24 protein-coding genes and 2 pseudogenes are annotated in these 26,346 nt (G+C 69.2%); 15 read left to right on the top strand and 11 right to left on the bottom strand.

The features are described from left to right. Nucleotides 1–265 (top strand): annotated as a pseudogene (locus GWK61_RS14090) (hypothetical protein); the annotation flags it as partial. Between the two features lie 46 nt (nt 266–311). On the opposite strand, the gene GWK61_RS14085 reads toward GWK61_RS14090, so the two are convergent. After that, nucleotides 312–962 (bottom strand): hypothetical protein, encoded by a 651-nt coding sequence (locus GWK61_RS14085; protein ID WP_194908800.1) that lies wholly within the window; start codon nt 960–962, stop codon nt 312–314. A gap of 137 nt (nt 963–1,099) precedes the next feature. On the opposite strand from GWK61_RS14085, the gene katG reads away from it, so the two are divergent. Both katG and GWK61_RS14075 read left to right on the top strand, forming a co-directional pair. Then, entirely contained in the window at nt 1,100–3,229 is a 2,130-nt protein-coding gene (gene katG / locus GWK61_RS14080) for a catalase/peroxidase HPI (RefSeq protein WP_194908799.1), read from the top strand. A 23-nt stretch (nt 3,230–3,252) separates the two neighbouring features. Beyond that, a complete protein-coding gene (locus GWK61_RS14075; RefSeq protein ID WP_194908798.1) occupies nt 3,253–3,888 on the top strand; it encodes an MIP/aquaporin family protein in 636 nt (211 codons plus the stop codon). A gap of 147 nt (nt 3,889–4,035) precedes the next feature. Here the strand turns inward: GWK61_RS14075 and GWK61_RS14070 are convergent, their stop codons facing one another. Both GWK61_RS14070 and GWK61_RS14065 read right to left on the bottom strand, forming a co-directional pair. Further along, entirely contained in the window at nt 4,036–4,785 is a 750-nt protein-coding gene (locus GWK61_RS14070; protein WP_194908797.1) for an SDR family NAD(P)-dependent oxidoreductase, read from the bottom strand. A 43-nt stretch (nt 4,786–4,828) separates the two neighbouring features. Beyond that, nucleotides 4,829–5,587, bottom strand: coding sequence for a VOC family protein (locus GWK61_RS14065; protein ID WP_194908796.1), 759 nt, complete (start codon nt 5,585–5,587; stop codon nt 4,829–4,831). 199 nt (nt 5,588–5,786) lie between these two features. Between GWK61_RS14065 and GWK61_RS14060 the strand changes: the two genes are divergently transcribed. Beyond that, a complete protein-coding gene (locus GWK61_RS14060) occupies nt 5,787–6,386 on the top strand; it encodes a TetR/AcrR family transcriptional regulator (protein WP_194908795.1) in 600 nt (199 codons plus the stop codon). Nucleotides 6,387–6,412: 26 nt separating this feature from the next. Here the strand turns inward: GWK61_RS14060 and GWK61_RS14055 are convergent, their stop codons facing one another. Beyond that, entirely contained in the window at nt 6,413–7,171 is a 759-nt protein-coding gene (locus GWK61_RS14055) for an SDR family oxidoreductase (protein WP_228562288.1), read from the bottom strand. Between the two features lie 50 nt (nt 7,172–7,221). After that, on the bottom strand, nt 7,222–8,052 hold the full coding sequence (locus GWK61_RS14050) for an enoyl-CoA hydratase/isomerase family protein (protein ID WP_194908794.1): 831 nt from the start codon (nt 8,050–8,052) through the stop codon (nt 7,222–7,224). Between the two features lie 132 nt (nt 8,053–8,184). Between GWK61_RS14050 and GWK61_RS14045 the strand changes: the two genes are divergently transcribed. Together GWK61_RS14045 and GWK61_RS14040 are read left to right on the top strand one after the other, a co-directional pair. Next, nucleotides 8,185–8,802, top strand: coding sequence for a VOC family protein (locus GWK61_RS14045; RefSeq protein WP_194908793.1), 618 nt, complete (start codon nt 8,185–8,187; stop codon nt 8,800–8,802). Between the two features lie 70 nt (nt 8,803–8,872). Next, nucleotides 8,873–9,424 (top strand): winged helix-turn-helix transcriptional regulator, encoded by a 552-nt coding sequence (locus GWK61_RS14040; RefSeq protein WP_194908792.1) that lies wholly within the window; start codon nt 8,873–8,875, stop codon nt 9,422–9,424. Between the two features lie 64 nt (nt 9,425–9,488). Here the strand turns inward: GWK61_RS14040 and GWK61_RS61675 are convergent. Both GWK61_RS61675 and GWK61_RS14030 read right to left on the bottom strand, forming a co-directional pair. Beyond that, nucleotides 9,489–9,722 (bottom strand): annotated as a pseudogene (locus GWK61_RS61675) (DUF302 domain-containing protein); the annotation flags it as partial. 541 nt (nt 9,723–10,263) lie between these two features. Further along, a complete protein-coding gene (locus GWK61_RS14030) occupies nt 10,264–11,343 on the bottom strand; it encodes an aldo/keto reductase (RefSeq protein WP_194908791.1) in 1,080 nt (359 codons plus the stop codon). A 181-nt stretch (nt 11,344–11,524) separates the two neighbouring features. Between GWK61_RS14030 and GWK61_RS14025 the strand changes: the two genes are divergently transcribed. Beyond that, nucleotides 11,525–12,415, top strand: coding sequence for an AraC family transcriptional regulator (locus tag GWK61_RS14025; RefSeq protein WP_323747558.1), 891 nt, complete (start codon nt 11,525–11,527; stop codon nt 12,413–12,415). A 300-nt stretch (nt 12,416–12,715) separates the two neighbouring features. Here the strand turns inward: GWK61_RS14025 and GWK61_RS14020 are convergent, their stop codons facing one another. Further along, entirely contained in the window at nt 12,716–14,290 is a 1,575-nt protein-coding gene (locus GWK61_RS14020) for a hypothetical protein (protein ID WP_194908790.1), read from the bottom strand. A gap of 83 nt (nt 14,291–14,373) precedes the next feature. Here GWK61_RS14020 and GWK61_RS14015 point away from each other — a divergent pair, with 83 nt between their 5' ends. The 7 genes from GWK61_RS14015 to GWK61_RS13985 all read left to right on the top strand — a co-directional run bounded on the left by GWK61_RS14015 (nt 14,374) and on the right by GWK61_RS13985 (nt 22,550). After that, nucleotides 14,374–15,720, top strand: coding sequence for a condensation domain-containing protein (locus tag GWK61_RS14015; RefSeq protein ID WP_194908789.1), 1,347 nt, complete (start codon nt 14,374–14,376; stop codon nt 15,718–15,720). Nucleotides 15,721–15,896: 176 nt separating this feature from the next. Continuing rightward, on the top strand, nt 15,897–17,015 hold the full coding sequence (locus tag GWK61_RS14010) for a substrate-binding domain-containing protein (RefSeq protein WP_228562299.1): 1,119 nt from the start codon (nt 15,897–15,899) through the stop codon (nt 17,013–17,015). 187 nt (nt 17,016–17,202) lie between these two features. Continuing rightward, complete coding sequence (locus tag GWK61_RS14005) at nt 17,203–18,018, top strand: polysaccharide lyase family 7 protein (RefSeq protein ID WP_194908787.1); 816 nt, start codon at nt 17,203–17,205, stop codon at nt 18,016–18,018. A 146-nt stretch (nt 18,019–18,164) separates the two neighbouring features. Next, nucleotides 18,165–19,577, top strand: coding sequence for an ABC transporter substrate-binding protein (locus GWK61_RS14000; RefSeq protein ID WP_194908786.1), 1,413 nt, complete (start codon nt 18,165–18,167; stop codon nt 19,575–19,577). Then, entirely contained in the window at nt 19,574–20,524 is a 951-nt protein-coding gene (locus tag GWK61_RS13995; RefSeq protein ID WP_194908785.1) for a carbohydrate ABC transporter permease, read from the top strand. The genes GWK61_RS14000 and GWK61_RS13995 overlap by 4 nt, the downstream gene beginning before the upstream one ends. Then, entirely contained in the window at nt 20,521–21,435 is a 915-nt protein-coding gene (locus GWK61_RS13990) for a carbohydrate ABC transporter permease (RefSeq protein WP_194908784.1), read from the top strand. Before GWK61_RS13995 ends, GWK61_RS13990 begins: the two co-directional genes overlap by 4 nt. Before the next feature lie 125 nt (nt 21,436–21,560). Beyond that, nucleotides 21,561–22,550 (top strand): hydroxyacid dehydrogenase, encoded by a 990-nt coding sequence (locus GWK61_RS13985; RefSeq protein ID WP_194908803.1) that lies wholly within the window; start codon nt 21,561–21,563, stop codon nt 22,548–22,550. A gap of 16 nt (nt 22,551–22,566) precedes the next feature. On the opposite strand, the gene GWK61_RS13980 is transcribed toward GWK61_RS13985, so the two are convergent. Genes GWK61_RS13980 through GWK61_RS13970 form a run of 3 tightly spaced genes read right to left on the bottom strand, consistent with a single transcriptional unit; the run spans nt 22,567 to nt 25,402 of the window. Continuing rightward, nucleotides 22,567–23,328, bottom strand: a complete 762-nt coding sequence (locus tag GWK61_RS13980; RefSeq protein ID WP_194908783.1) for a response regulator transcription factor — start codon at nt 23,326–23,328, stop codon at nt 22,567–22,569. Beyond that, nucleotides 23,325–24,671, bottom strand: coding sequence for a sensor histidine kinase (locus tag GWK61_RS13975; protein WP_194908782.1), 1,347 nt, complete (start codon nt 24,669–24,671; stop codon nt 23,325–23,327). The genes GWK61_RS13980 and GWK61_RS13975 overlap by 4 nt, the downstream gene beginning before the upstream one ends. Continuing rightward, complete coding sequence (locus GWK61_RS13970) at nt 24,668–25,402, bottom strand: TetR/AcrR family transcriptional regulator (protein WP_194908781.1); 735 nt, start codon at nt 25,400–25,402, stop codon at nt 24,668–24,670. Before GWK61_RS13970 ends, GWK61_RS13975 begins: the two co-directional genes overlap by 4 nt. A gap of 315 nt (nt 25,403–25,717) precedes the next feature. Between GWK61_RS13970 and GWK61_RS13965 the strand changes: the two genes are divergently transcribed. Continuing rightward, the gene (locus GWK61_RS13965) at nt 25,718–26,275 is read left to right on the top strand and encodes a hypothetical protein (RefSeq protein ID WP_194908780.1); all 558 of its coding nucleotides are present in this window, start codon (nt 25,718–25,720) and stop codon (nt 26,273–26,275) included. The last annotated feature ends 71 nt before the right edge of the window (nt 26,276–26,346 follow it).

Here is a 26,346-nt window from a genome sequence, read left to right as displayed (position 1 = left end):
AAACGGCTACCCGGCCTTCTACATCCCCAACAGCGTCACCTCGTTCCGGGGCTACGGCATGGGCGTCTACTCCAACTTCACATCGGGACCACCCATCGAAAGCGCGATGGCCATCCAAGCCCCGAACGCCCCCGGCGTGCAGTTCAACGACCTGCTGACCGTCTGGCTCAACAACTACGGAGGCATCCAATCAGTGATCAACGGAACCGGCGCGGCCGTCAGCTCAACCGCACCCGGGCCGAGCAACGTGGTCACCTACAACTGAGCTGATCCGTCCGACGACGAAGATTCGACCTCGCATGGGAGTACGCCTACTCCCATGCGAGGTCCGTCAGACGAGCCTGTACCCGCTTGACGTCTGCGTTCATGCTGAGACGCTCGTAGATCCCCAGCACCTGACGCAGAATCTCCGTCCCGCGAGAGACGTCGCCGACGGCCAGCTGGTGCTCGGCGATGCCTTCGAGGGAGATCGCCTCGTCGTCGGGTTTGTTCAGTTCCTGATTCATCGCCAAGGCCTGCTCGTACAACGCCAAAGCTCGCGGGCGGTCGCCGGCCGCGGCGATGGCGGCGGCGTAGTAGTTCAGCGTCCAAGCCTCGTTGCCTCGCTCGCCGGTCGTGCGAAAGATCTTCAACGCCTGCGCGAGCGCGTCGACGGCGCCGGCTTGGGCGGCGTCGAGGTTGGGGCGTTCCGTGCGCAACCAGGCCCGGGCGTCAGAGTCACGGAGATCGGGCAGGTAGGCGGGGGTGGGTCCGGTCGGCTTGGGCCGCGGGAGCTGAGCGGTGGCCTGCGAGGCGGCCTGAGCGGTGTGAGCGTAGTAGTGCAGCAGGCTTCCAACGGCACAGTCACGTTCGGGTTCGGGATCCAGGGCGACGGCCTGGGTGTAGGCGTAGGCCCGGATCAGAACTCGCCGCTCTAAAGGAGGACGCGTACCAGCGAATACGTGTTCTGCGAGTCTGGTCAATAGGGAATTCTCCGCCACTCATCCTTCGCCGTAGCGACGGAATCGCGCCATTTCACCGAACCGGGCGGCAATTGCAGGCGTTTCGTCGATCAGGGAACGTCCCAGGCCACATCCGTCCCTTTCGGAAGGAGTCCCCCATGACCGACAACAACGACAGACGTGCTCAGCATCCCACGCAAGGTGGTGGCAACCGGCAGTGGTGGCCTGACCGGCTGAATCTCAGGGTTCTGGCCGGGCCCGGCACCTCCAACCCGCTCGGCCCGCGCTTCGACTACGCCGCCGCCTTCAGCGCCCTGGACCTGCCCGCGGTCAAGCAGGACATCGCTCAGGTGCTCACCGACTCGCAGCCGTGGTGGCCCGCCGACTTCGGGAACTACGGCCCGCTGATGATCCGGATGGCCTGGCACGCGGCCGGGACCTACCGGATCCACGACGGCCGCGGCGGCGCGGGCACCGGCCAGCAACGCTTCGCCCCGCTGAACAGCTGGCCGGACAATGCGAATCTGGACAAGGCGCGCCGGCTGCTGTGGCCGGTGAAGAAGAAGTACGGACAGGCGATCTCCTGGGCCGACTTGATGATCCTGGCCGGAAACGTCGCCCTGGAGACCATGGGCTTCAAGACCTTCGGATTCGGCGGAGGCCGTGCGGACGTCTGGGAATCCGACGAGGACGTTTACTGGGGCCCGGAAACCGTCTGGCTGGACGACCACCGCTACACCGGTGACCGCGAGCTGGAAGAGCCCCTGGCCGCCGTCCAGATGGGACTCATCTACGTCAACCCCCAAGGCCCCAACGGCAACCCCGACCCGATCGCCGCGGCCCGCGACATCCGCGAGACGTTCCGGCGCATGGCGATGAACGATGAGGAGACCGTCGCCCTGGTCGCCGGCGGCCACACCTTCGGCAAGACCCACGGCGCCGGTCCGGAGAGCAATGTCGGCCCCGACCCCGAGGCCTCTCCCCTCGAACAGCAAGGCCTGGGGTGGAAGAGCAGCTTCGGCACCGGGACCGGCGCGGACACCATCACCTCCGGCCTCGAAGGCGTCTGGACCACCTCCCCGACCCGCTGGGACAACACTTTCCTGGAAATCCTCTTCGGCCACGAATGGGTCCTGACGCAAAGCCCGGCCGGCGCGCACCAGTGGAAGCCCGCGGACGACACCGAAGCCTCGGCTCCCACGATGCTCACCACAGACCTGTCGCTGCGCTTCGACCCAGTCTACGAGCCGATCGCGCGCCGCTTCCTGCAGCACCCCGACCAGTTCGCCGACGCCTTCGCCCGGGCCTGGTACAAGCTCACCCACCGCGACATGGGCCCCATCGTCCGCTACCTCGGCCCCGAGGTGCCGTCGGAGCCCCTGATCTGGCAGGACCCGCTCCCGGCCGCGACCGGAGCCGGCCTGACCGCCGCAGACGTGGACGATCTCAAGGCCCGGATCATCGCCTCCGGCCTGACCGTGCCGCAGCTGGTCTCCACCGCGTGGGCGTCCGCCTCCTCGTTCCGCGGTTCCGACAAGCGCGGCGGCGCCAACGGCGCCCGGATCCGCCTGCTGCCCCAGAACACCTGGGAGGTCAACGACCCGTACCGGCTGGCGACCGTCATCAACACACTGGAAGGCATTCAGAGCGCCTTCGCCGCCGACGGCAAGCACATCTCCCTCGCCGACCTGATCGTCCTGGCCGGCAACGTGGGAGTCGAGCAGGCGGCCGAAGCCGCGGGCCACTCCATAAGCGTCCCGTTCACCCCCGGCCGCACCGACGCCACGCAGGACGCCACCGACGTCGAGTCCTTCGCCGCCCTGGAGCCGATCGCGGACGGCTTCCGCAACCACCAGGGCAAGAGCAGCCGGCTCCCGGCCGAGTACCTGCTGGTCGACAAAGCCAATCTGCTGACTCTGTCGGCCCCGGAGATGACGGTCCTGGTGGGCGGACTACGGGTCCTGGGCGCCAACCACAACGGCACCGCGCACGGCGTCCTCACCGACCGCGTCGGCACCCTCAGCAACGACTTCTTCGTCAACCTCCTCGACATCGCCGTCACCTGGACTGCCGCCCCGGGTGCCGAGACCTTCGAGGGACGCGACGCGTCCGGTGCCCTGAAGTGGACCGGCACCCGCGCCGACCTCGTCTTCGGCTCGAACTCCGAACTCCGCGCCCTCGCCGAGGTCTACGCCGCGGACGACGCCGGGGCGAAGTTCGCCGCCGACTTCGCCGCCGCCTGGACGAAGGTCATGGAACTGGACCGCTTCGACCTCAAGCGCCACTGATCCGACTCCCCAAGGAGGAACCCATGCGCAAATACATCGTGGAGTTCATCGGCACCTTCTTCCTCGTCTTCACCGTGGGCTGCGCCGTACTGGGCCAGGTCGCCCTGGCCCCGCTCGCCATCGGCGCGGTCCTGATGACCATGGTCTACGCCGGCGGCCACATCTCCGGCGGCCACTTCAACCCGGCCGTCACCCTCGCCGTCCACGTCCGCGGCAAGATCTCCCGCGAGGACCTCGCCGGCTACTGGGTCGCCCAGGTCGCCGGCGGGTTCCTGGCCGCCGTCGTCGCCAAGTGGCTGGTGAACCCGCCCACGGTCAAAGCCCTGTCCCCCACCGGGCGCGCCCTGTGGCAGGCCATGACGGCCGAAGCCCTGTTCACATTCGCCCTGGCCTACGTGGTCCTGAACGTCGCCACCAGCGAGGACACCAAGGACAACTCCTTCTACGGCCTGGCGATCGGCTTCACCGTCGCCGCCGGCGCCTTCGCCGTCGGAGGCATCTCCGGCGGGGCGTTCAATCCGGCTGTCGCCTTCGGCGCGGCGACGATGGGTCTGTTCGCCTGGGCGAAGATCTGGCTCTGGCTGATCGCCACGCTGGTCGGCGGTGCCGTCGCAGGGTTCGTCTACAGGTATGTGACGGCGAAGGTTGTCGTGGCCTGAGGACGGCTGATTTAAAGGACGCTGGCTCTGCCTCGCTCACCATGGATCCGCCGCAACGGCCGCCCTGGGCGAGGCAGAGGTCTGCCGTCGAGGTACCGCAGCCCGGAGCAGGTCGTGCGGTTGGCGGGCCCCGGGGCGCCGTCAGGGTCACAGCTGGGTCTGGCCGCCGTTGACCTCGTAGACCGATCCGGTGACGAACGAGGCCTGGTCCGAGAGCAGGAACGCGGCCACGGCCACGGCCTCCTGCAGGGAACCCGGCCGGTTCATGGCCGTCTTGGCCGCGATGACCGCGCGGATCTCCGGCGGCAGTGCCTGCGCGGACGGCCCGTCTATGGGGCCGGGCGCGATGGCGTTGATCCGGATGCGGCGCTGGGCGTACTCGACCGCGGCCGAGCGGGTCATGCCGATGATGCCGTGTTTGGACGCCGAGTAGGCCACGCGCCCGGGGTGCGCCATCAGGCCGGCGGTGGACGCCATGTTGAGGATGACGCCCGCCCCGACCTCGGCGAAGTGCGCCAGCTCGGCCTTCATGCAGTAGAAGGTGCCGGTCAGGTTGACGTCGATGACGTCGCGCCAGTCCTTCGGGTCGACCTCGTGGGTATCGACGAGTCGCGGGGTGACGCCGGCGTTGTTGAACGCGAAGTCCAGCCGGCCGTAGGTGGAAATGGCGAAGGCGACGAGTTTTTCGGCCTGTTCGGCTTCGGCGATGTCGACGGTGAGCGGCGTGGCGTGGCCGCCTGCGGCGGTGATCTGGCCGGCCACTCGCGCAGCCCCGGCCGAATCACGGTCGGCCACGACGATCTTGGCGCCGTCGGCGGCCAGCCGCTTGGCCCCGGCCTCGCCCAAGCCCGAGCCCGCGCCGGTGACGATCCCTACCTTGTCGCTGAAAGACGACATGTTGTACTCCCTGGTCGCGGATGGATCAGTGGTTGCGGATGGATCAGTGGTCGGTGGCTATGACGGTGAAGACCGCGCCGGCCGGGTCTGCCAGCACGGCGATCGTGCCGTGTTCGGTCGCGGTCGCGGGCATCAGCAGCGTGGCCCCCAGCCCGACGGCCGTGCCGGCGGCCTGTTCGGCGTCGGCGACGGTGAACATGACATCCCAGTACGGCGGGATCTCGGCGGGCATGGCCGGCGGTCTGGGCAGCGCGACACAGACCGTGCTGCCCGCAAGCTGCCAGTCGCGGCGCCCGAGCGGGCCGTGGGGTTGCGTCAGGGTCCAGCCGAAGACCTGGCCGTAGAACGATGCCGAGGCTTGCATGTCGTCGGTGATCAGCTCGCCGGCGTGGAAGGTGCCGTGCTCGCCGCGGATGCGGGCGCCCGGATGCGTGTCCGGCTGCCACACGCCGAACGTGGTTCCGCTGTGGTCGGCGAACAACGCCGCCGTACCCGCCGCGCCGACCCTGTGCGGCGCGAGAAGCACCCGGCCCCCGGCCGCGACGACCTTCTCAGCCGTCTCGGCGGCGTCGGCGACGTTGATGTAGGTGGTCCAGGCCGCGCTCTCGGCTCCGGGTGCGGTACGGATCGCCGCCACGGCCCGCCCACGCAGCAAGCAGGTGCGCGACTCGCTCTCCCCGCCCGGCCCCGCCGTGAAATCCCAGCCGAACAGCTGCCGGTAGAAGCCCTCGACCGTGTCTGCGTGCGGGGTGGCCAGTTCCACCCAGCACGGGAAGCCGTCCTCGTAGACGTCGGTGTCCACGCTGTCTCCATCCGTATGGTCCGCTGATCGGTCTCGGCGGGACTCTGACGTCAACCGTAGACGCATGTGTCATCAAGTGACAAGTGCGCCATGTGATGACGCCTCATCGGCCACACTGGTAAGCGCCGGGGGCGCCAGGGGTGTCACCGATAGCAATCGATGGCATCGAGTGACGAAATTGGCGCGCTATGATCGTTGTATGGCGGATGGAGTGAAGGCAGAGTCCCCCGGTCTGCGGGAGGTGACTCGACGAGCGGTCAAGGCGGAGATCGCGAGCAAGGCGTTGGCGCTGTTTCTCGCCCAGGGGTTCGAGGAGACGACCGTCAGCCAAATCGCCGCCGAAGTCGGGACCTCGACCAGGAACGTCTTCCGGTACTTCGCCAGCAAAGAGGACATGCTGTTCGAGGAGATGATCGAACTCGGCGGTGACGTCGCGGAAGCGCTGGCCCGCCGCCCCAGCGAGGAGGACGCCTGGACCGCGCTCAGGGCTGCGGTCCAGGTCTGCGTGGACTCGATGGAAGCCGACCCGCTGGGGCTGCGGCGGGCACAGCTGCTGCTGGCCACCCCGAGCCTGCGGCCGGCGATGCTCGACAAGCAGCTGCGCTGGCAGGAACTTCTGGTGCCGCACACCATCCGACGGCTCCGAGCGCCGGAGCAGGACCGGGAACTGCGGGCACGTGCACTCGTCTCAGCAGCACTCAGCTGCCTGGACGTCGGCGCCGTCGAATGGACACGCCGGGACGGCATGGGCCCGCTGGGCGCTCTCGTCGACACCACATTCGCATCCGTACGCCAGTAGAGTCGATCGCTCCTTCCCATGCGGTATCAGAAAGCGAACTGTTGCCCGCCGTCGACGTCGTAAGTCGCCCCGGTGAGCGCCGTGTTGGACATGATGTGGACGGCGAGTGCGGCGACGTCGACCGGGCTGACGACGCGGCCGATCGGCAGCTTCGCGCGCAGTTCGTCGCGGCGCGCGTCGAGCTGGTCCTTGAGGAGCGAAGCCGACAGGGGGGTGTCGACGAAGCCGGCCGCGATGAGGTTGACCCGGACCGGCGCGAGCTCCAGGGCCAGGGCTGCCGCGAAAGGCGGAAGGGCGGCGGTGGCGGCGGGGACGATCCCGAGGCCGCGGCTGATCCGGCGGCCTCCGGTCCCGCCCATGAGCAGCAGCGTGCCCCCGGGCCTCATCTTCCCGACCGCGTTGCGCGCGACCTCCAGGCCGAGTACCACGTGGTCGCCGAGGGCGTCACGCACCTGGTCCGCGGTCATGTCCAGCACCGGGCCGTAGCTCGGTCGGCCGGCGGTGACCAGCACGTGGTCGACGGGGCCGGGCAGGTCCTGAAAGAACTCTGCCAGGGCCGCAGAGTCTGTGGCGTCGAAAGCCGCCGTGCGTTGTGCGCCGATCTCGCGCGCCGCTTGGTCGAGCCGTTCGGGGTTCCTGCCGGTCAGGACGACGTCGGCGCCTTCTGCTCGGGCGCGGCGGGCGGTTTCCAGGCCGATTCCGGCGCTGCCGCCGATCAGGACGACGGTTTGCCCGAGCAGTTCGGGTTCGCGTCGGGTCGCCGTACCGGTGTTCGTCATGGTCATGCCTTCCTCCTCGTACGGTGCCGGCTCCCGTCGCCGCGAGGCAGTCGGGGTCAGTCTCCGGTGAGTTCGGCGATCTGCCTGCCGAGGTCTCGCTCGACGCCGTCCGGCTGCTGCAGACCGCGCTCGAACAGCGCCCGGACCCGGTCGGCGTTCTGCGGTCGCCCCGAAGTCTGGAAGAAGGCGGCCAACGAGGCCGCGAACTCCTCGTCCGGCGGCAGCGACCCGGCGTCGACCAGTGCCTTGGTCTGCGCGACCGCGGTCTTGTCGAACCCGGCGACCCGGCGGGCGAAGGCATCGACGAACCCGTCGAGCTCGGCGTCGGGCAGCACCCGGTTGACGTAGCCGTACTCGGCGGCCAGCGGCGCGGGAAAGTCGTCCGCTCCCAGCAGGATCTCCAGTGCGCGCCCCCGGCCGACCAGCCGGGCGAGCCGCGCCGCCGGGCCACCTCCCGGCACCGTGCCCACGCCGACCTCGAACTGGCCGAGGATCGCGGTCTCGGCGGCGAAGCGGACGTCGGTGGCCAGCACGAACTCGCTGCCGGCACCGCGGGCCCGGCCGCGGATCGCGGAGATCGTCAGCGCCGGGACCCTGCTGAGGCGCACGAGGTTGTCGGCGTACGGATTCAGGCCGGTCGGGCCGGCCGGCATCCTGGCGACCCGGGCGCTGTCGGCCGTGAAATCCCAGTGCGCCATGAAGAAGTCCGGATTGGCGCTGCCGAACACGACGACAGTGAGCTCGGGAGCCTGTTCGATACGGGTGACGACCTCCGCGAGCTGATCGACCGTGCGGTCGTCCATGAGGTTGACGGAGCCGTTGGCGAAGGTGACCCGCCAATAGGACGGCGAGAGCTCAGCGATACGGAATTGCGCCGTCTCGTCCATGCGTGAACCCCAACGTCGGAAACCAAGTGACGGTTTACCTGAACTCTATGTCCGACCCGGCCCTCGCGCCTTCCGCATGCGGTCGGCGTCGGACTGTACGAGGCTGGGATTCGACGTGGGAGGAGCCCCAGGATGGACATGAAGCTCGAAGTCGTCGTGATACCGGTCGCGGACGTGGACCGGGCCAAGGACTTCTACACGGGACTGGGTTGGCGGCTGGACGCCGACGTCCCCGTCGGCGAGGACTTCCGGGTCGTGCAGGTGACCCCTCCCGGGTCGCCGGCGTCAGTCATCTTCGGCACGTCCGTTACGGCACAGGCACCGGGCACGGCCCAGGGCCTGCATCTGATCGTCAGCGACATCGAAGCGGCGCACGACGAGCTCAAACGAGCCGGGGCCGAGCCGAGCGATGTATTCCACGACGCAGGCGGCGTCTTCCACCACGGCGGTATCGACGCCCGAGTGCCGGGCCCGGACCCCGAACGCGGCAGCTACGGCTCCTTCCTGTCGTTCAGCGACCCGGACGGCAACGGCTGGATCCTGCAAGAGATCACGACGCGGCTGCCAGGACGCCTCGACCCCTCGGTCACCGCGTACTCCTCGGCCCCGGACCTGGCCGCCGCACTGCGCCGCGCCGCCGCCGCGCACGGCGAGCACGAGGCGCGAACCGGCGCGGAGGACCCGGACTGGCCGGACTGGTACGCGCGCTACATGGTCAGCGAACAAGCCGGCAGCGAACTGCCGACGTAGTGCGCGATCACCGCCGTGATCAAGCAGCTCGCCTGACTGCGCTTTACAACAGTCAGGGTAAGATGGGGGAATGAGTAGCAACGATGACCTCAACGACGACGAAGCCGTGTTCGCCCGCGGCGGAGAGTTCATCGACCGCGACGCATTCGGCCCGCCCGCATGGTGCGCGCTTGAGCGGTCCCTGGACGTGATCGGCACGCGCTCGGCGATGATGCTGGTACGTGAGGCGTTCTACGGCGGCCGCCGCTTCGACGAATTGGTACGGCGCACCGGACTGGCGGAGACGGTAGCCGCTCAACGGTTGAAGCAACTGGTCGCTGAGGGGTTGATGGAGCAGCGTCCTTATCGCGAGCCGGGCGCACGCACCCGGAAGGAGCACGTGCTCACCGACCGCGGACGTGACCTCTTCCCCGTGGTCGTCGCCCTGGTGCGCTGGGGCCGGGCGCTGGACGGCGAACGGCGTGGGGTCGACCTGGTACACGCCGACTGCGGCGCCCTGCTTTCGCCGGCGGTGCACTGCGAGGCCGGCCACGAGGTGTCGCTCGACGAGACGGTCGCGTGGCTGGTGCGCGACCCCGACCTGCCCAAGGCTGCCGCCGAAGAACTCGGACAGGGCCGATAGCAGCGTCCGCAATGCCAACCAGAAGATCTGGCGGTCGAGGCCGGACGCGGGCGCGGCCGTCGGAATCCTCGTAGACCAGTACCGAGCCCGGCGCCTGCTGTCCGACCCTCAGATCGTGGCGCATCATCGAGGCCGCCATGAGCGGGTTGCCCCAGACGTATCGCTTGGCCTTGGCCTGGAGTCCGTAGAAGCCCACCACGCGGCCGTGATCGATGGTGAAGATCCGCAAGGCACTGTTCGGCCCGAACAAGCCACGCAGGCGCCGCGACTCCCGGCAGCCATGGACACCGCCTGTCATGTCATGATGACCCCGATCGGAACCGGAAGACGGGGGAAAACACGCATGCCCTTTTGGCCGCCGCTCGACCCGATCCAGCAGAAAGAAGAGCTGGACGGAATCACGACCAGACTGGTCAACGCGCTACCGCCTGGCTGGCGGGAACTGGCGATCGACTTCCGCGCGGTCGGCCGTAACCTCGACGTCGCCGTCGGCCTCACCGGGCCGAGCAGCGAGCAGCGGGTGTGGGACCCGCCGGCAGAGGTTTGGCAGGCCTTCCAACGACTACGCGGTGGGATGTACACGGAGAACGAAGGCACCTGGTTCTCCGCGCGGTACATCCTCGAAGCGCCGTCGCACTTCACCATCCAGTACAACTGGCAAAACCCGCCGGACTTCCAGCCACAGCCCGCACCCCACGAGTTCGCCACCGAACAGGAGCGCTTCCCACGCGACGAGGCGTACATGCCACCGTGGTACCGAGCCGGACTCCTGGCAGCCCGCACCGCGGATCACTGACCCGCCGTCTTTCACGAAGAGAACAATCCGGTCTGAGCGCCGGTCAGTAGCGGGTGTCGTGCTCGACCAGCGGCGGGTACGCGGTCGAGGGGCTGCCGTCCACGGTGGCGCCCGCGAACTGCAGCATCCGGGCAAGCTGCCGGTTGTTGTCGGCGGGGAAGTTCAGCTTCGGCGCCGAGACTTCGTTCAGCGCGGCCTGTTGCGCGTCGGTGAGGGTCACGTCCAGGGCGCCGAGGTTGGCCTCGAACTGGTCGATCCGGCGCGCGCCGATGAGGGTGGAGGTGATGCCGGGCCGCCCCTGTACCCAGGCGAGGGCGACTTGGGCGTCCGTGGCGCCCACCTCTTCGGCGACGGAGTGGAGGGCGTCGACTATGACCTGCTCGGCCTCGGAGGGCCGCCCGACCCAGGCGCGGGTGGTGTCGGCGGGGCCCGTGTTGGCGCTGGCGTACTTGCCCGACAGCATGCCTCCGTGCAGCGGAGACCACGGCAGCACGCCCATGCCGAGCGCCTGGGCCATCGGGATCAGCTCGCCCTCCGAGGTCCGTTCGAGCAGGGAGTACTGCAGCTGCAGCGCGATGATCGGGGTCCACCCGCGCAGTCGCGCGATCGTGGCCGCCTCGGCGGTCGCCCAGGCCGGCACGTCGGAGAAGCCCACGTAGCGGATCCTGCCGGCGCTGACGAGGTCGTCCAGCGTGCGAAGCGTCTCCTCGACCGGGGTGAACGGGTCGAAGTTGTGCAGCCAGTAGATGTCGACGTAGTCGGTCTGCAGGCGCCGCAGCGAGTTCTCCAGCTGTTGCACGATCGCCTTGCGGCTGGGTCCGCCGCCGTTCGGATCGTTCGGATAGAGATTGCAGAAGAACTTCGTGCCGAGCACGAGCCGTTCCCGTATCGACGACCGGCCGGCGAGGTAGTCGCCGATTATCTTTTCCGAGTGGCCGTTGGTGTAGATGTTGGCGGTGTCGATGGAGTTGCCGCCGCGGTCGAGGTAGGCCGCGAGGATCTTCTCCGACTCCTCTGGGCTGGCACCCCATCCGTAGTCGTTGCCGAAGGTCATCGTACCGAGGGTGAGCGGGCTGATCCGCAGGCCCGAGCGGCCGAGGGTGACGTAGGAATCGAGAGACATCGTGGCCTCCGTGCTGGGGGATTGCTTCATACCCTGGGAAAGCGGTATTTCGAGTACCTGTCCATTCAAGGTTAGAGCGCCGCCACCACCTAGCCCATTGCGCTCGTTCGATTGCACGATCCGCTCAATTTCGCGCCGATGGTGGTGGACGGGCGTCCGCGGTCCGTGGTTCACTCGACAGGTGAGCCATTTGGAGGAACTGGGTCGGCGGATCACCCGGTTCGCGGCCGGACACCCCGGCCCGAGATGGGTCGAGGACATCCAGGTCCTGGCCAGTGAGCGCATGACCGAGACGGTCGGCACGATCACCGAGCCGATGCTGGGCTTGGTCGTGCAGGGGGTGAAGCGCACCGTTCTGGGCGAGCACATCTTCGAGCACCACCCCGGCCAGGTGGTGGTGGTGACCGTCGCCCTTCCACTGAGCGGGCAAATCATCAAGGCCAGCCGCGAGGAGCCGTTCATCGGGCTCGGATTGCGGCTCGCGCCCTCGATGATCGCGCAGCTGCTGGTGGACGGCGGGCCCACCGCGATCCCGCCGCACGAGGGTCCGGGCATGGCGCTCAGCGACGCGGACGACCGACTCCTCGACGCCCTGGTCCGGCTGACGCGGCTGCTGGAGGACCCGCGCGATCTCCGGGTCCTGGGGGACGGCGTGCGACGGGAGATCCACTGGCGTCTGTTGAACGGGCCTCAGGCGGGCCTGATCCGGCAGGCGGGGTCCGCGGACAGCAGGCTGACGCTGGTCGCCGCCGCGATAGCGTGGATCAGGGCCCGGTACGACCGGGTGATCCGCATCGACGACCTCGCCTCCGACATCGGCACGAGCGTGTCGTCCCTCAACCGGCACTTCCGCGCGGTGACCGCTATGAGCCCGCTGCAGTACCAGAAGCAGATCCGGTTGCAGAAGGCACGCATCGAGCTGATCTCCGCGCCGGGCGACGTGGCCGCGATCGGATACGCCGTCGGCTACGACAACCCTTCACAGTTCAGCCGTGAATACCGGCGGCTGTTCGGCGCCCCGCCCGGGCAGGATGCGGTGCGCCTGCAGACCATGGGCATCGTCCAGGAGTAGCTGGCGTACGTCACTTTCGCTTCGGCACACACCGACCGTCAGCGTTCGAGCGCCGGCACGCCTACGGGGAATTCGTCGCCTCCACGCCGGCCTGCAGGCGTCGCGCACACAGACGGCGAGTTCCGCGTCCTCGAACGCATGCTGAAAGACCTCGACCCATCATGCTACTGGGGTGGCCTGAACCGGGTCACAACCCCCGAAGGCCTCACGCTGTACGTCTGCTCCGAGCACCTTGATGCTTACAGCTATCCGGCGACACCGCGCGCCACGACGTGAGCAGGCCCGGCAAGACTGACCGGCTCACGCCTCGCGCAGGATCGGTCTGCCCTCGCGCAGCCAACTCGCCGCGGTGTGTTCTTCGAGGACACCGTCCTCGAGTACATCGGGGACGAACACCTCGTTGGCGCGCTCCGGTGGGAAGCTGGTGTCGCCGTAGACGTCGCCGATGAGGAAGGCGTCGATCTCGCCTTCCGGCTGCGGAAAGTACAGGGAGTAGAAGACCACCTGCGCGCGGATGGTCTTGGCCCACAGGGTGCCGCCGTCGTCGCCGTGGTCGCACTGCACCACGGTCGCCACTTCCAGGGTGCCGCCGATCGCCGCCGCGATGCCGTACCGGAACAGCGCCGCCTGGGCCCAGACGTCGCCCTGCACCACCAGCAGGCTGCCGTAGCCGTCGCCGCCGGCGGTCGCGTCGAGCGTGCCGTCGACGATCAGGTCGCCGCCGATCGCGACCGCGTAGCCGGAGGCTGCACGCTCGTCGTATTCCAGCATGTCCGCGACGTCGGCGACGTGCAGGTCGCCGTCGTAGAACCGGACGCGCTCGAACGTGGGGAAGTCCGGCCAGACGACGCCGGGCATCCGCTCCTTGGCGGCTTCAAGCGGGATCTCCTCGAAGTCCTCGACCGCGACCGGAGTACGGCCACTGTTACCGACGGTGCGCACCCGCGGCGGCCCGAAGTCCTGCCGCGGAACCGGACGCACCCTGCTCGGAGCCGCTTCGGCCGTGCCGTCGAAGTACACCGCGCCGCGGTACCGGTACGGCGCGCGCGTCTGCGTCCAGCCGGTGAACAGGTGGCCGTCGCCCCATGGCAGGACACTGGTGAGGCGATACGGCGGGTCTGCCGCAGGCAACGTTTGCAGCACGCCATCGCGGCCGAGCACGCCGACGAAGCCGTCCTCGCCGGCGACCAGGAAGCCGTCGCGCCGCGGATCGTAGTGCAGAGCCTCGAGGTCGAGATGGCGAACACCATCACAGCGCACCGGGAGTTCGCCGGGCGCGGCCAGATAGAGCTGGCCCCCGTCACCGCTCACAGCGAGGCTGCCATCGGGGGCGTAAACGGCGTCGGTGAGCGGCGCGGTGCCCGAGAACCACACGTCCACCTCACCGTCGGCGGAACGCCGTATCAGCCGACTGCCGGCGACGAACAGCGTGTGGCCTTCCGGCGCGGCGACCGCGCAAACGACGTCCCCGCTGGTGAACGGCGGCTCGACGTGCAGCTCCCCGCTCCCCGGAACGAGCCTCGCGACGAAGCCGCCATCCCCGGTGACCCAGATGACCTCACCGATGCGAGTCAGCCCGTACAGGCACCCCGAGAACCCGGTCCGGACCTCCCGCACCCCCTCCTCGCCGCCAACGATCGCGAGATAGCCGTACTCCCCCGCGACGACCGCCGTCTCAGCGTCGAGCGGCAGCACCGCGCGCAGCCCCTGGGCGTCGAGCCGCTGGGCACGCCACCCCTCGTCATCGAGCCACAGCACCGCACTCTCGCCGGCGCCGCCAGCGGCCCAGACGACGCCGTCAGGACCGGTGGCGAGCGCGAGCGGCCCCGGTATGTTGCCGAGCAGCGGGTGCCCGTCTTTCAGGAACGCTTCCATGGGCCCTGACACTATTGTCGGCGACCGACATGCGGCGGCGGTTTCGTTGAGCACCTCGGCCTGAGTGGAAAGGGTGAACACCCGTGGCAGCTGGACCAGACCGGATCGCAGTGCCCTTCGACGGCGCGGGCGAAGGCGTCGGGGAACTGGCGTGGGGACAGCAGGAAGCATGGATGTCGATCCGCAGACTCGGCTCCTGGATGCCTCTGGGCGGCGTGAAGCCGCTGCCGCCGGGCACCACCGTCGAGGATGTCGCTGCGGAACTCCGCTATCTGATGAGCCGGTTCCATGTGTTGCGCTCCCGGGTGCGGCTCGATGCCGAGCAACATCCCACCCAGGAGGTCTTCGCCCACGGCGAGATCGACCTCGACCTTGTCGATGCCGACGGGGAGGACCCGGCCGAGGCTGCCGCACGGGTGCGGCGCCGCTATGCGGAGACTGCTTTGGACCTCGCGGCTGAATGGCCGATCCGGATGGGCGTGGTCCTGGACCGGGGGCGGCCGACCCACATGATCGCGCTGATCAGCCACTTCGCCGTCGACGCGCACGGGGCCCAGGTGATGCTCGACGACGTCGCCGCCAGGACGACGACACCGGTCGCCGGGACATCGCCGCTGGAGCAGGCCGCATGGCAGCAGTCCGCGGCCGGACGGCGGCAGAACGACGCCGCGCTCCGCTACCACGAGTCCGTGCTCCGCTCGATCGCCCCGAGCCGTTTCCCCGCACAGCCGGCCCAGACCGAGCCGAAGATCTGGACCGGGGAGTTCACCTCGCGCGCGCTGCCAAGGGCGGTCGCGAGGATCACCGCACGCACCGGATTCGACGCGGCAACCTCGTTGCTGACCCTGTTCGCCGTCGCGCAGGCGCGGATCACCGGCGTGCACCCGGTGGTCCTGAGGCCGATGGTCGGAAACCGCTTCCGCCGCGGCCTGGCCGACGTGGTGTGCACTGTGACGCAGGCGGGCCTGTGCGCGCTGGACGTCGCCGACGCGCCGTTCGAGGAGGTGCTCGCGCGGGTCAAGCGGACGACGATGACCGCCTACAAGCACGCCTACCACAACCCGTTCGACCTGGAGGAGTTGGTCACGCGGGTATCCCGGGAACGAGGCGTGGACATCAACATCGCGTGCTTCTTCAACAACCGGCGCGGCGAATCCCCGACGGCCGTCGCGACAGGTGCGACCACGGCGACCGCCGCGACCGTTCCGGCAGTGGCAGAGATGCGGGAGGTTCTGCCGGACAGCGTCTTCCGCGGGACCGTGACCGGCCAGAAGCCGATGCGACGGACCTTCGCGCGCGTCGAGCCCGACGTCGCCGACGCGATGCGACTCAGCATCCTGCTGGACACCGGGCTCCTCTCCCCGGCTGACGGCCAGGCTTGGCTGCAGGAGATCGAGACCGTCGCCGTGGAGGCTGCGAGCAAGGTGTGAGCGCGCCGGCTCCTTCAGATGCCCCGACCAGATGCGCCGACCAGATACCCCCGATGCGATCGATCGATATCCCTGATCGAACAATCAATCATCGATCTGCCCAGCGGGCCCGCGCGGTAGGCTTCGGTGCGTTACGGCACCTCGGCCGCCGTTCGCGAAGGGGAGCAGACGTGAGCATGTCCGCGGAAGAGCGGCGCCGCCGGATCTTGGAGACGGTACGGCAGCGGGGCACGATGCGGGTCACCGAACTCGGTGCCGAGCTCGGCGTGGCTCCGGTCACCGCGCGCCGGGACGTCGAAGCGCTGGCCGGGCGGGGACTGGTGCGGCGGGTGCACGGATCGGTCTCGTGGCCCGGTCACACCGAAGAGACGCAGGGTGCTTCCGCGAGCGCCTTCGTTGTCGGCTCGGGGTCTGGATCTGGGTCCGGGCCTGTGCTGGGGATGGTGGTTCCCTCCGCGGCGTACTACTTCGCCGCGATCGTCCGGGGGGCCCAGGCCGCGGCGTCGGCCGCCGGCGCACGGCTGGCGCTGGGCATCTCCGGGTATCAGCGGTCCGAGGACGGGATCCAGGTGGACCGCCTGCTCTCCAGCGGCGTGGACGGCCTGCTGATCACCCCCAGCTGGGAGCCCGACGCGCCGGTGGCGGCGCAGGCCGACCACTTCTTGGCCCTCGGCGTACCGTGCGTCCTGGTCGAGCGCCGGGTGTCGGCCACGGCGGCCGCGGCCGAGATGGACCGGGTCTGCTCCGATCACACCCACGGCGCGTTCCTGGCCGTACGCCACCTCGTCTCGCTCGGCCACCGGCGCATCGCTCTGGCGGCCCACCTCAGCCCGACCGCGAGCCTGGTACGGGCCGGCTACCTGGCCTCCCTGGCCCTGCTGGAACTCGGCGAGCCGCCGGTCCCCATCATCGACACCTATCCGGCGGAGGCCAACCCCGAGGGCATGGACGCGGCGCTGGAGCGGCTCATCAACGCAGTGCACGACGACGGGGTGACCGCCGTCCTGGTCCACAACGACGAGGACGCGATCAAGATCGTCCAGAGCCTGGCCGACCGAGGCGTCCAGGTGCCCGGCGACCTGTCGGTGATCGCCTACGACAACGAGGTCGCCGCGCTCGCGGACACCCCGCTCACCGCCGTCAGCCCGCCGAAGTACGAGGTGGGCACGGCCGCCGTCGAGCTCCTTCTCAGCCGTCTGAGTGCGGCGCCGGACCCGGCCGCGTCCGCCCGCAGGCATCTGGACCTGCTGCCGCGCCTGGTGGTCCGCGACTCCTGCGGTCCGCTCGCCCCCTGAGATCCGGCACCGCGAGATTCCCTCTCGGAGATCATTCAGAGATCATTCAGAGATCATTCAGAGATCATTCGATCCAATTTGAGATCGAAATATCGTTCGCTCTTGACTTCGATCCCATGCGGGCGAAGGATGCAACACAACCGCAACGCAGAGTCCTGCGGGCGAGCGAACGAAGGGAGCAAGGACGATGAACTACCGATGGGGACGTCGGTCCAGGGCGGCGATAGCCGGTGCCGCCGTGCTGCCGATCCTCGGCGCGATCACGGTGGCCCCGGCCAGTGCCACCGCCGCGCCGTGCAGCAAGGCCAGACTCAATCCGAACGTGGCGCCCGGGGGGAACTTCAACCTCTCCCAGTGGGAGCTGCAACTGCCGACCGGCACCACGAACAACACCACCACGATCTCGCCCTCGCAGCTCAAAGGCGCGAGCGGATTCCAGGACAAGTACTTCTACACCGATCCCACGGACGGATCGATGACGTTCTGGGACCCGGAGAACGGCGTCACCCTCGGCTCGAAGTACCCGCGCACCGAGCTGCGGGAGATGACCGCCGGCGGCGCGCTCGCCGAGTGGAACGTCACCGGCAACAACACCCTGAGCGCGACAGTCATGTCCAAGAAGATCCCCGACCATGTCACGGTCGGACAGATCCACCTGGACAACTCATCCGGTTCCTCCAAGCCGCTGCTCGAGCTCTTCTATGAGAGCAACGGCGACGTCGCACTGTTCCTGGAGCAGACGCCGGCCGGCGGCAACGGCGTCCCGACCACGATCGCGCACATCCCGCTCGGCACGAAGTGGAGCTACTCGATCGATCTGAACGGCAGCCACGACATCGCCGTCACGATCAACGGAGCCACGACGCACTTCACGGAACCGTCGGCCTTCGACGGCTACAAGATGTACTTCAAGGCCGGGGACTACGACCAGTCGGTGGGCAGCAGCAGCAAGATCGGCGCGCTGGTGCACTTCTACGCGCTCTCCTTCTCCCACACCTCCTGACGCGGCCGCTGCTCCTTCGGCAAGCCCACGCGGCCGGAGGAGCAGCGGCACATCTCAGCCCTTCCCTCCCGGCTCACTCGCGCCGGCCTGCCGGCGACGGCATGCCCGCCTCCAGGATGACGCCCCATTCGAACAGGAGCACCGTCATGCCGGATCGCACCGCCGCGCTCCCGAACCACAGCCCTCGACTCGCTCTCCGCAGCGCTCCTCGACTCGCATCCCGCAGCGCTCCTCGACGCAAACGCCGCCGCCACGCCGCAGCCCTGGCGTGTTCGCTGCTCGGTCTCACCGCGCTCACCGCCTGTGGCGGTTCCTCTTCGTCCTCTTCGTCCTCCTCGGCCGCATCCACGCCCGGACGGCCGGTGACGATCACCTTCTGGGGCTGGACCCGCGGCAGCCAGCAGGTCGCCGACGCGTTCAACGCCTCGCACCACGACGTGCACGTGGTCTTCGAACAGATCCCGTCCGGCAACGCCGGCGGCTACGCGAAGATCTCCAACGCGGTGAAGGCGGGCAACGAACCCGACGTGTTCAACGTCGAATACCCGATGCTGCCGGAATACGTGAGCCAAGGCGCGGTCCAAGACCTCACGTCCCGCATCAGCGGCCTCACTTCGAAGTTCACCCCACAGTCCGTTCAGCTGACCACCTTCGCCGGCAAGGACTGGGCCCTCCCCCTGGACGCCGACCCGCAGGTGTTCTTCTACCGCAAGGATGTTTTCACCAAGTACGGCATCCAGGTGCCCACGACATGGGACCAGTTCCGGACCGCCGCGCAGAAGCTCAAGGCGGCCGATCCGGCAGCTCGGCTGGCGACGTTCTTCTCCGATGACCCCTCGACCCTGGAGGCCATGGCCTGGCAGGCCGGCGCCGCCTGGTTCGGGACCAGCGGCGACGCGTGGAAGGTCGGCCTGCGCGACGCCCCCACGCAGAAGGTGGCGGCCTACTGGCAGAGCCTGATCGCGGACGACTTGGTCAGGGTGCAGCCGTACTCGAGCCAGGCGTGGTCCGCGTCGTTGCAGAACAGCCAGACAGTCGGGTACCTCGGGGCCGCCTGGAGCGCCGGAGCGCTGAAGAGCGCAGAGCCCACGCAGGCCGGCGATTGGGCCGTGGCACCGATACCCAGCTGGGACGGCAACCCGGCCGGCGGCATGCTCGGCGGTTCCGTGTTCGTGGTCGGCAAGGACAGCAAGAACGTCGCCGCGGCGGTCGAGTTCTCGCAGTGGGCGACGACCACGCCGCAGGGCATGCAGGCCCGCATCGCGTCGGGCATCTCCTCGGTCTATCCCGCCGACCCCGCGCTCGTCCCCACGGCCAAGCAAGCTTTCAACACCACGTTCTACGGCGGCCAGGACATATTCTCCGTGTTCTCCGACGCCAGCGCCGCGATCAAGCCCGGCTGGTCGTGGGGGCCGTCGATGGGGGTCACGAACAGTGCGATCAAGAACGCCTTCAGCGCCCTGACCGGCAGCGGGACCATCGACCAGGCATTGCGGGCCGGACAGGACGCGACGGTGTCGGACCTGAAGGCGCGCGGCGTCCAGGTTGTCGGGCCATGAGCCGACGCGTCACGGCCGTGCCGGGCCGCGGAACCGCGGCCCGGCAGAGCGGGGGCGCGGCCACAGTCCTGCTCACGCCCTTCTTCCTGGTGTTCCTCGCCGCGATGGTGGCGCCCATCGGATACGCGGTCTATCTGAGCCTGTGGACGCAGCGCCTGTCAGGTCTCGGCTTCGGCGGTGCGCGTCAGGTCTTCGACGGGTTCGGCAACTACAGCCAGGCGCTCCACGACCCCGCCTTCCGCCACGGCTTCCTGACCGTCGCAGGCTACTGCGTCCTCTACGTCCCGGTGATGCTCACGTTCGCTCTGGTCCTGGCGCTGCTGCTCGACTCCGCGCTCGTCCGGGCCCGACGCTTGTTCCAGCTCGCGCTGTTCCTCCCGCACGCGGTTCCGGGCCTGATCGCCGCATTGGTGTGGACGTACCTGTACACGCCGGGCATCAGCCCCGTCATCAGGGCCCTCAACAGCACCGGCGTCCATATCGACCTGCTGTCCTCCGGCGCCGTTCTCCCCTCGGTCGTGAACGTCGCGGTCTGGGAGTGGACGGGGTACAACGTGGTCGTCTTCTACGCGGCGCTCCAGGCCATCCCGCGCGAGGTGATCGAGGCGGCCACGGTCGACGGCTCGACCGGGCCGCGCACCGCCCGCAGCGTCAAGATCCCGATGATCCGACCGGCGCTGGTCCTGGCTGCCCTGTTCACGGTCATCGGCGCACTCCAGCTGTTCACCGAACCGATGATCCTTCGCGGCAACTCCGCCGCGATCACCAGTACCTGGACACCCAACATGTACGCCTACAGCGCTGCTTTCGACCAGGGCAACTACGGTCTCGCGGCCGCCGCCTCGGTCCTGCTGGCCGTGGTCGCCGCCATGCTCTCGTTCGCGGTCACCCGGATCACCGCACGACGTCCCGCCCCGAGCCGGCGCACAGAGGACGCCGCGGCATGACCGTCACGCAACCGCGGCCGAGAGCCGGCACCCGGGGGCGCCGCACACCCGAAGCGGTCACCCACCGAAACCGCGGACCGTGGACTCTGTCGAAGACGGCCGTCAACAGCGCATTGATTCTCGCCACCGCATACACCCTGCTGCCGGTGCTGTGGCTGGCGACCGCGTCCGCCAAGGACACCGGCGACCTGCTCGGCGGCCGCGGCCTGTCCCTCAGCCACATGCACCTCGGCGCGAACCTCCACGCACTCGCCACGCAGGACGGCGGAATCTACTTCCGCTGGTATCTCAACTCTCTGCTTTACGCCGGCCTCGGCGCCGTATGTTGCGCGTTCATCTGTCTCTGCGCTGGATACGCCTTCGAGGTCTACAGGTTCCGCGGCAAGGAGAAACTGTTCGGCGTCGTCCTGCTCGGTGTCCTGATACCCACCACCGCCCTCGCACTGCCACTGTATCTGTTGGCATCCAAGGTCGGCTTGGTCAACACCTTCTGGTCGGTGTTCATCCCGACTCTGGCCAATCCGTTCGGGGTGTACCTCTCCCGCATCTTCACCGCCGGCTACATCCCCGGCGAGGTACTCGAAGCCGCGCGGGTGGACGGGGCCGGAGAGCTGCGCATCTTCTGGCGGGTCGGGCTGCGGATGGTGATGCCCGGCTTCGTCACCGTGCTGCTGTTCCAGTTCACCGCCATCTGGAACAACTTCTTCCTGCCGCTGGTGATGCTGTCGGACACCCGGCTCTTCCCGGTCAGCCTGGGGTTGTACACGTGGAACAGCCAGACCCGCACCGAGCCCGACCTCTATCCGCTGGTGGTCACCGGAGCGTTGCTCGCGGTCGTGCCGTTGATCATCGCGTTCGTCGCCTTGCAGCGATTCTGGAAGGCCGGACTGACCACCGGCAGCGTGAAATGAGCGCCGTGGGATCGACTAGAGAAGGAAATCGCCCCGTGCACCAGCCGTCCGCCGCCGTCAACCCGACCACGATCGGCGCAGCGCCACGACGGGACCGGCTCCACCGCCCTCGCACCGTGCTGGCCATGGACCCGGGGTTCGTGACCGTGGACGCGCTGTTCGACGAGGAGTCCCGCCGGCGGCTGGCCGCCGTCGCGGACATCGACTTCAGCCTCGTGGTCCACGACATCGCCGAACCGGGCGCGGCCGAGGTCCTGCGCGAGGCCGAGATCCTTCTCACCTGCTGGGGTGCACCGCAGCTCGACGACGCGCTCCTGGAAGCCGCGCCACGGCTGCGCGCCGCCGTCCACGCCGCCGGAACGGTCCGGCGCCTCGTAACCGAGGCCTGCTGGCGGCGCGGCGTGGCGGTCACGTCGGCGGCCTGGGCCAACGCATACCCCGTCGCCGAATACACCGTCGCCGCGATCCTCCTCGCCAACAAACGCATCCTGCACATCCGCGACCTGTACCGCGAGCACCGCGGCGCCCGCCTGAACCTCCACCAGCTCTACACCGGCGCCGGCAACTACCGCCGCACCGTCGGACTCGTCGGCGCCTCCCGCATCGGACGACGGGTCCTGGAGCTACTACGGCCCTACGACCTGGACCTCCTGCTCTACGACCCGTTCATCACCCCCACGCGCGCCCACGACCTCGGCGCCCGCCTCCTGGACCTCGACGAGCTCTGCGCCACATCAGACGTGCTGAGCATCCACGCCCCGCAACTGCCCGAAACCCACCACCTCATCAACCGCGAACGCCTCGCACTCCTCCGCGACGGCGCGACGCTGATCAACACCGCACGCGGCGCCCTCATCGACCAAGACGCGCTCATAGCCGAGTTGGTCACCGGACGGATCAACGCGGTCATCGACGTGACCGAGCCCGAAATCCTCCCGGCGGACTCGGTCCTCTACGACCTCCCCAACGTACTGCTCACCCCGCACGTCGCCGGCTCGCTCGGCAACGAACTGCACCGCATGGCCGCGGCGGCCGTCGACGAAGTAGAGCGATACGCTGCCGGCCTGCCCTTCGCACACGCCGTCTCTCGTCAAGACCTGGAACACTCCGCCTAGCTGCATCGCAGCGCCGTCACTCCATGAGCTTGTGGCGGTGCGCGTAGCTGATAGCAGCGGCGCGGTCGCGCGAGCCGGTCTTGGCGAACATCCGGTTGATGTGGCTCTTGACCGTGTTGATGCTCAGGTACAGCCGGGCGGCGATCTCAGGGTTGGTGAGGCCATCGACGATCAGGGCCAGGATCTCGACTTCGCGCTCGGTCAGGTTATCGGGCAGGACGTTGTGCGGTGCGGTTGCTGGCACGTCGTCGGGGTCGTGCGAGTCTTGCGGTTCGCGCGGCTCGGGGGCTTCGGGCTGCGGCGTGTCGCGTCGGGTGGCGGCCAGCAATGTGGTGTGGACGCGCGGGTCGACGATGCTCAGGCCCGCGGCGGCGGCGTGCAGGGCGCGCGCGATGTCGGTGCGGTCGGCGTCCTTGGTGAGGAAGCCGCGGGCGCCGGCGCGGATCGCGTCCAGGACGTCGGCGTCCTCCAGGTAGGTGGTGAGGATGACGATCGCCACGTCGGGGTGCTCGGCGACCAGCCGCCGCGTGGTCTCGACGCCGTCGAGCACCGGCATGTGGATGTCGAGCAGGATCGCGGCGGGCCGGTGCTCGGCGACCGCGTCCAGCGCCTGCTGTCCGTCGGCGGCGGTGGCCACCACCTCGGTGTCGGGCAGCATGTCGAGCAGGAGGGCCAGGCCCTCGCGCACGCTGGGCTGGTCGTCGGCGACGACGATGCGCAGGGGGTCGGTGGCGAGGGGTCCGGTGGCGAGGGTCGGCGGTTCGGTCGTGACAGTCATCGCGGAAGCTCCTCTGGCTGCGGCGAAAGGGGTGTGGCGGAAGAGGCTGTGACGGAAAAGGCTGTGGGCACCGTGGCACGCACGACCCAGCGGCCGTCGACCGATCCGGCGGACAGCGTGCCGTGGAGCAGCGAAAGCCGCTCGCGCATGCCGGTGATGCCGCATCCGGTGTCGGCGGTGTGCAGCCGGGGAGTCGGATCGTGCGGCGGCGGGGCTGCGTCGATACAGGCCGCGTCATCACTAATCGCGTCATCACAAACCGCGTCGTCGTAGACCGCGTTGCCGATCGTGAGCTCCACAGCCCCGGGCAGGTGGACGAAGCGGACGTCGATGTCCGCGCCGGGTGCGTGCTTCGCCGCGTTGACGAGCGCTTCTCCCGCCACCCGCTGCAGGGCGACGACACCCTCCGGCGACACGCCGTCCGGATCCCCCGCCTCGATGTCGCAGCGCACGACGGTGCCGTACCGCTCGGCGTGCTCGGCGGCGGCGTGCGCGAGTTCCTCGGGCAGCGGCAGGGTGTCGGCACGCAGCGCCTGGACGGCACGCCGGGTCTCGGCCAGCCCGTCGGCCACCATGCGCTGCGCGGTGGTCAGCATCTCGACGGCGCGCTCGCCGTCGCCGAGGTCGGTGATGACGGCCTTGGCGGTCTGCACCTGGATTCCCAGCGCGCCGAGGGAGTGCGCCAGCACGTCGTGGATCTCGCGGGCGATGCGAGTCCGCTCGTCGAGCATCCCGGCGCGCCGCTGTTCGGCGCGCAGCAGTTCGTGCTGGGTCAGCAGGAGCGAGGCCTGTTCGGCGCGGTGCCGGTAGGACGCGCGGTTGCTGCCGATGAGCAGCCCGACGACGCACAGCAGCGGCTGGCCGACGGTGTTGCCGAAGCTCTCGCCGTAGAAGACCGAGCCCGCCTCGATCGCCAGCAGTGTCAGGGCACTGACGGTCAGGATCGCGGTCACGGGCAGCGTGTCGGCGGCGGCGATCATCGCGACGACCGTGTAGCCGATCAGCGCGGCGCCGCCGTGGCCGATGGTCGCCGAGATCGCCGAGGGTGCCGCTACGAAGGCCAGACACGTGGTGAGGGCTGCGTTGTAGTGCCGCGATCCGCGCATGCGGAGGTCGACGAAGGCCCAGACGACCGTTCCGACGCAAACGGCCACGACGCATATCGTCTGCGCCGACGCCACGCCGGCAGCTTCCGGCGGCTTGAAGAAGGCGAGCAGGGCGACGACCGGCAGCCCGCCGATCCGGATCAGCCACTGGACCGCGCCCAGGTCGAGGTCCGCGATCGCGCTGATGCGGGGGCTCCGGACGAAGACAGCGGTCGGCGTGCCCGTGGTGGCGGTCATGACGGGTCGCCGGCTTCCGGGTTCGGGAACGGCCGCGGCGGCTGGGAGGATCCCGACGGCTCCTCGGACTGCGAGGGTTCCAAGCTCTGCGCCCCTTCGAAGGCGACCGCCGGCCGGCGGTAGGCGCCGTACCAGTGCGCCCGCGCGAGCTCCCAGGCCGCGGCGGAGTCGTCGCCGTCGCCGTGGCTCAGATGGGCGGCGATGGCCTGCTGGCCGCCCCACACCATGATCTGCGCGGCGCGGACCGGGTCGATCCCGGGATCGGTGCGCCCCTCCTTCTGCTCGGTCTCCAGCAGCGCGGAGATCCGCTCGATCTGCGCCTGGTTGCCGTCGGTCAGCCAGCCGCGGACCGCGTCGTCGTATCCGGCGACCTCGATCACCGCGGCCCATGACGCCGCGCGGGTCCGATACTGGGCGATGATCGCCTCATAGGCGGCGGCCAGCCCGGCCAGGCCGTGCTCCGGCGGGTCGCCCTCCGGGCGCCAGGACGCGCCCCGGACGAAGACACCGGCCCGGACCGAGGCGCCCAGCCGCAGCGCGAGTTCGGTCTTGTCGCGGAAGTACAGATAGAAGGTCGAGCGGGACAGCGAAGCGGCCGTGGCGATCCGCTCGACGCTCAGCTCGGTGAAGCTCGCCCCCTCGCGCAACATCTCCTCCACGGCTGCCAGCGTGCGTTCTTCGGCAGCCGCGCGGCGGAGCGCCGCCGACGGTCTGCGGGTGGTCGAAGCCATGGCACACCTGGGCTTGGGGAGAAGGCGCACGGCCCTCACCGGAGTGAGGGGGTCCCGCCGAGTTAGCTGGACACAGTGTCCAGCATAGTGTCCAACTATCTTCACCGCCAGCCGGGCCACCGGCTTCGGCAGGGATCCGGCATGCACCCGGCGTGGACCCAACGTGGACCCGCGGGGTAAGCGCCCTTCCCGAAGTCATGCCGAGGTGCACGCCGCGGGGTGATTCGCCGCCGGGCGGTCCGGCGGAGCCTGGGACACGTCACCCCCGAACCCCGAACCCCGAACCCCGACACCCCGACACCCCAGGAGCAGGACATGTTCAGTCAGCTCGCCCAGGCCGAGATCGTCAACGCCGCCGTCCTGACCGCCACGCTGCACAGCGACCTCGGCCGCGATCGCAAGATCGGAGCCCTGCGGATCCTGCGCCCGGCACTGATCGCCGCGACGGTGATCCCGCTGTTCATCGACCCCGTCGTCACCCACGGCAACGGCCTGTCCCTGGAGCTGGCCGGGGTCGCCGCAGGGGTGCTGTGCGGACTGGCCGCACTCGGCCTGATGCACGTGTATCGCAGCCCTCGCACCGGAAAGCCCGTCAGTCGCGCCGGCTGGGCCTACGCACTGTTGTGGACCGCGGTGATCGGGGCCCGGGCCGCGTTCTCCTACGGGTCCTACCACTGGTTCCCGAAGCAGCTCACCGACTGGTGCGTCGCACACCACATCACCGGCGCGGCGATCACCGACGGGCTGATCTTCATGGCGGTGGCCATGCTGCTGACCCGGACGCTGGGCGTATGGCTGCGCGCCGCGACCGTCGCCGACGGCCACGACACCGCCAAGCTGCTGGCCTATCACTTGAGCGCGCCGATGAAGTAGTCGCCCGCCGACCGACACGCCAACCGACACGAATGAGGCCGGGCCCGTCTTCCGACGGGCCCGGCCCTTAC

Origin of the sequence: Catenulispora rubra (assembly GCF_015356825.1) — a bacterium.
Classification (GTDB): Bacteria; Actinomycetota; Actinomycetes; order Streptomycetales; family Catenulisporaceae; genus Catenulispora; species Catenulispora rubra.
This window is presented reverse-complemented; position numbering and strand designations above follow the sequence as displayed.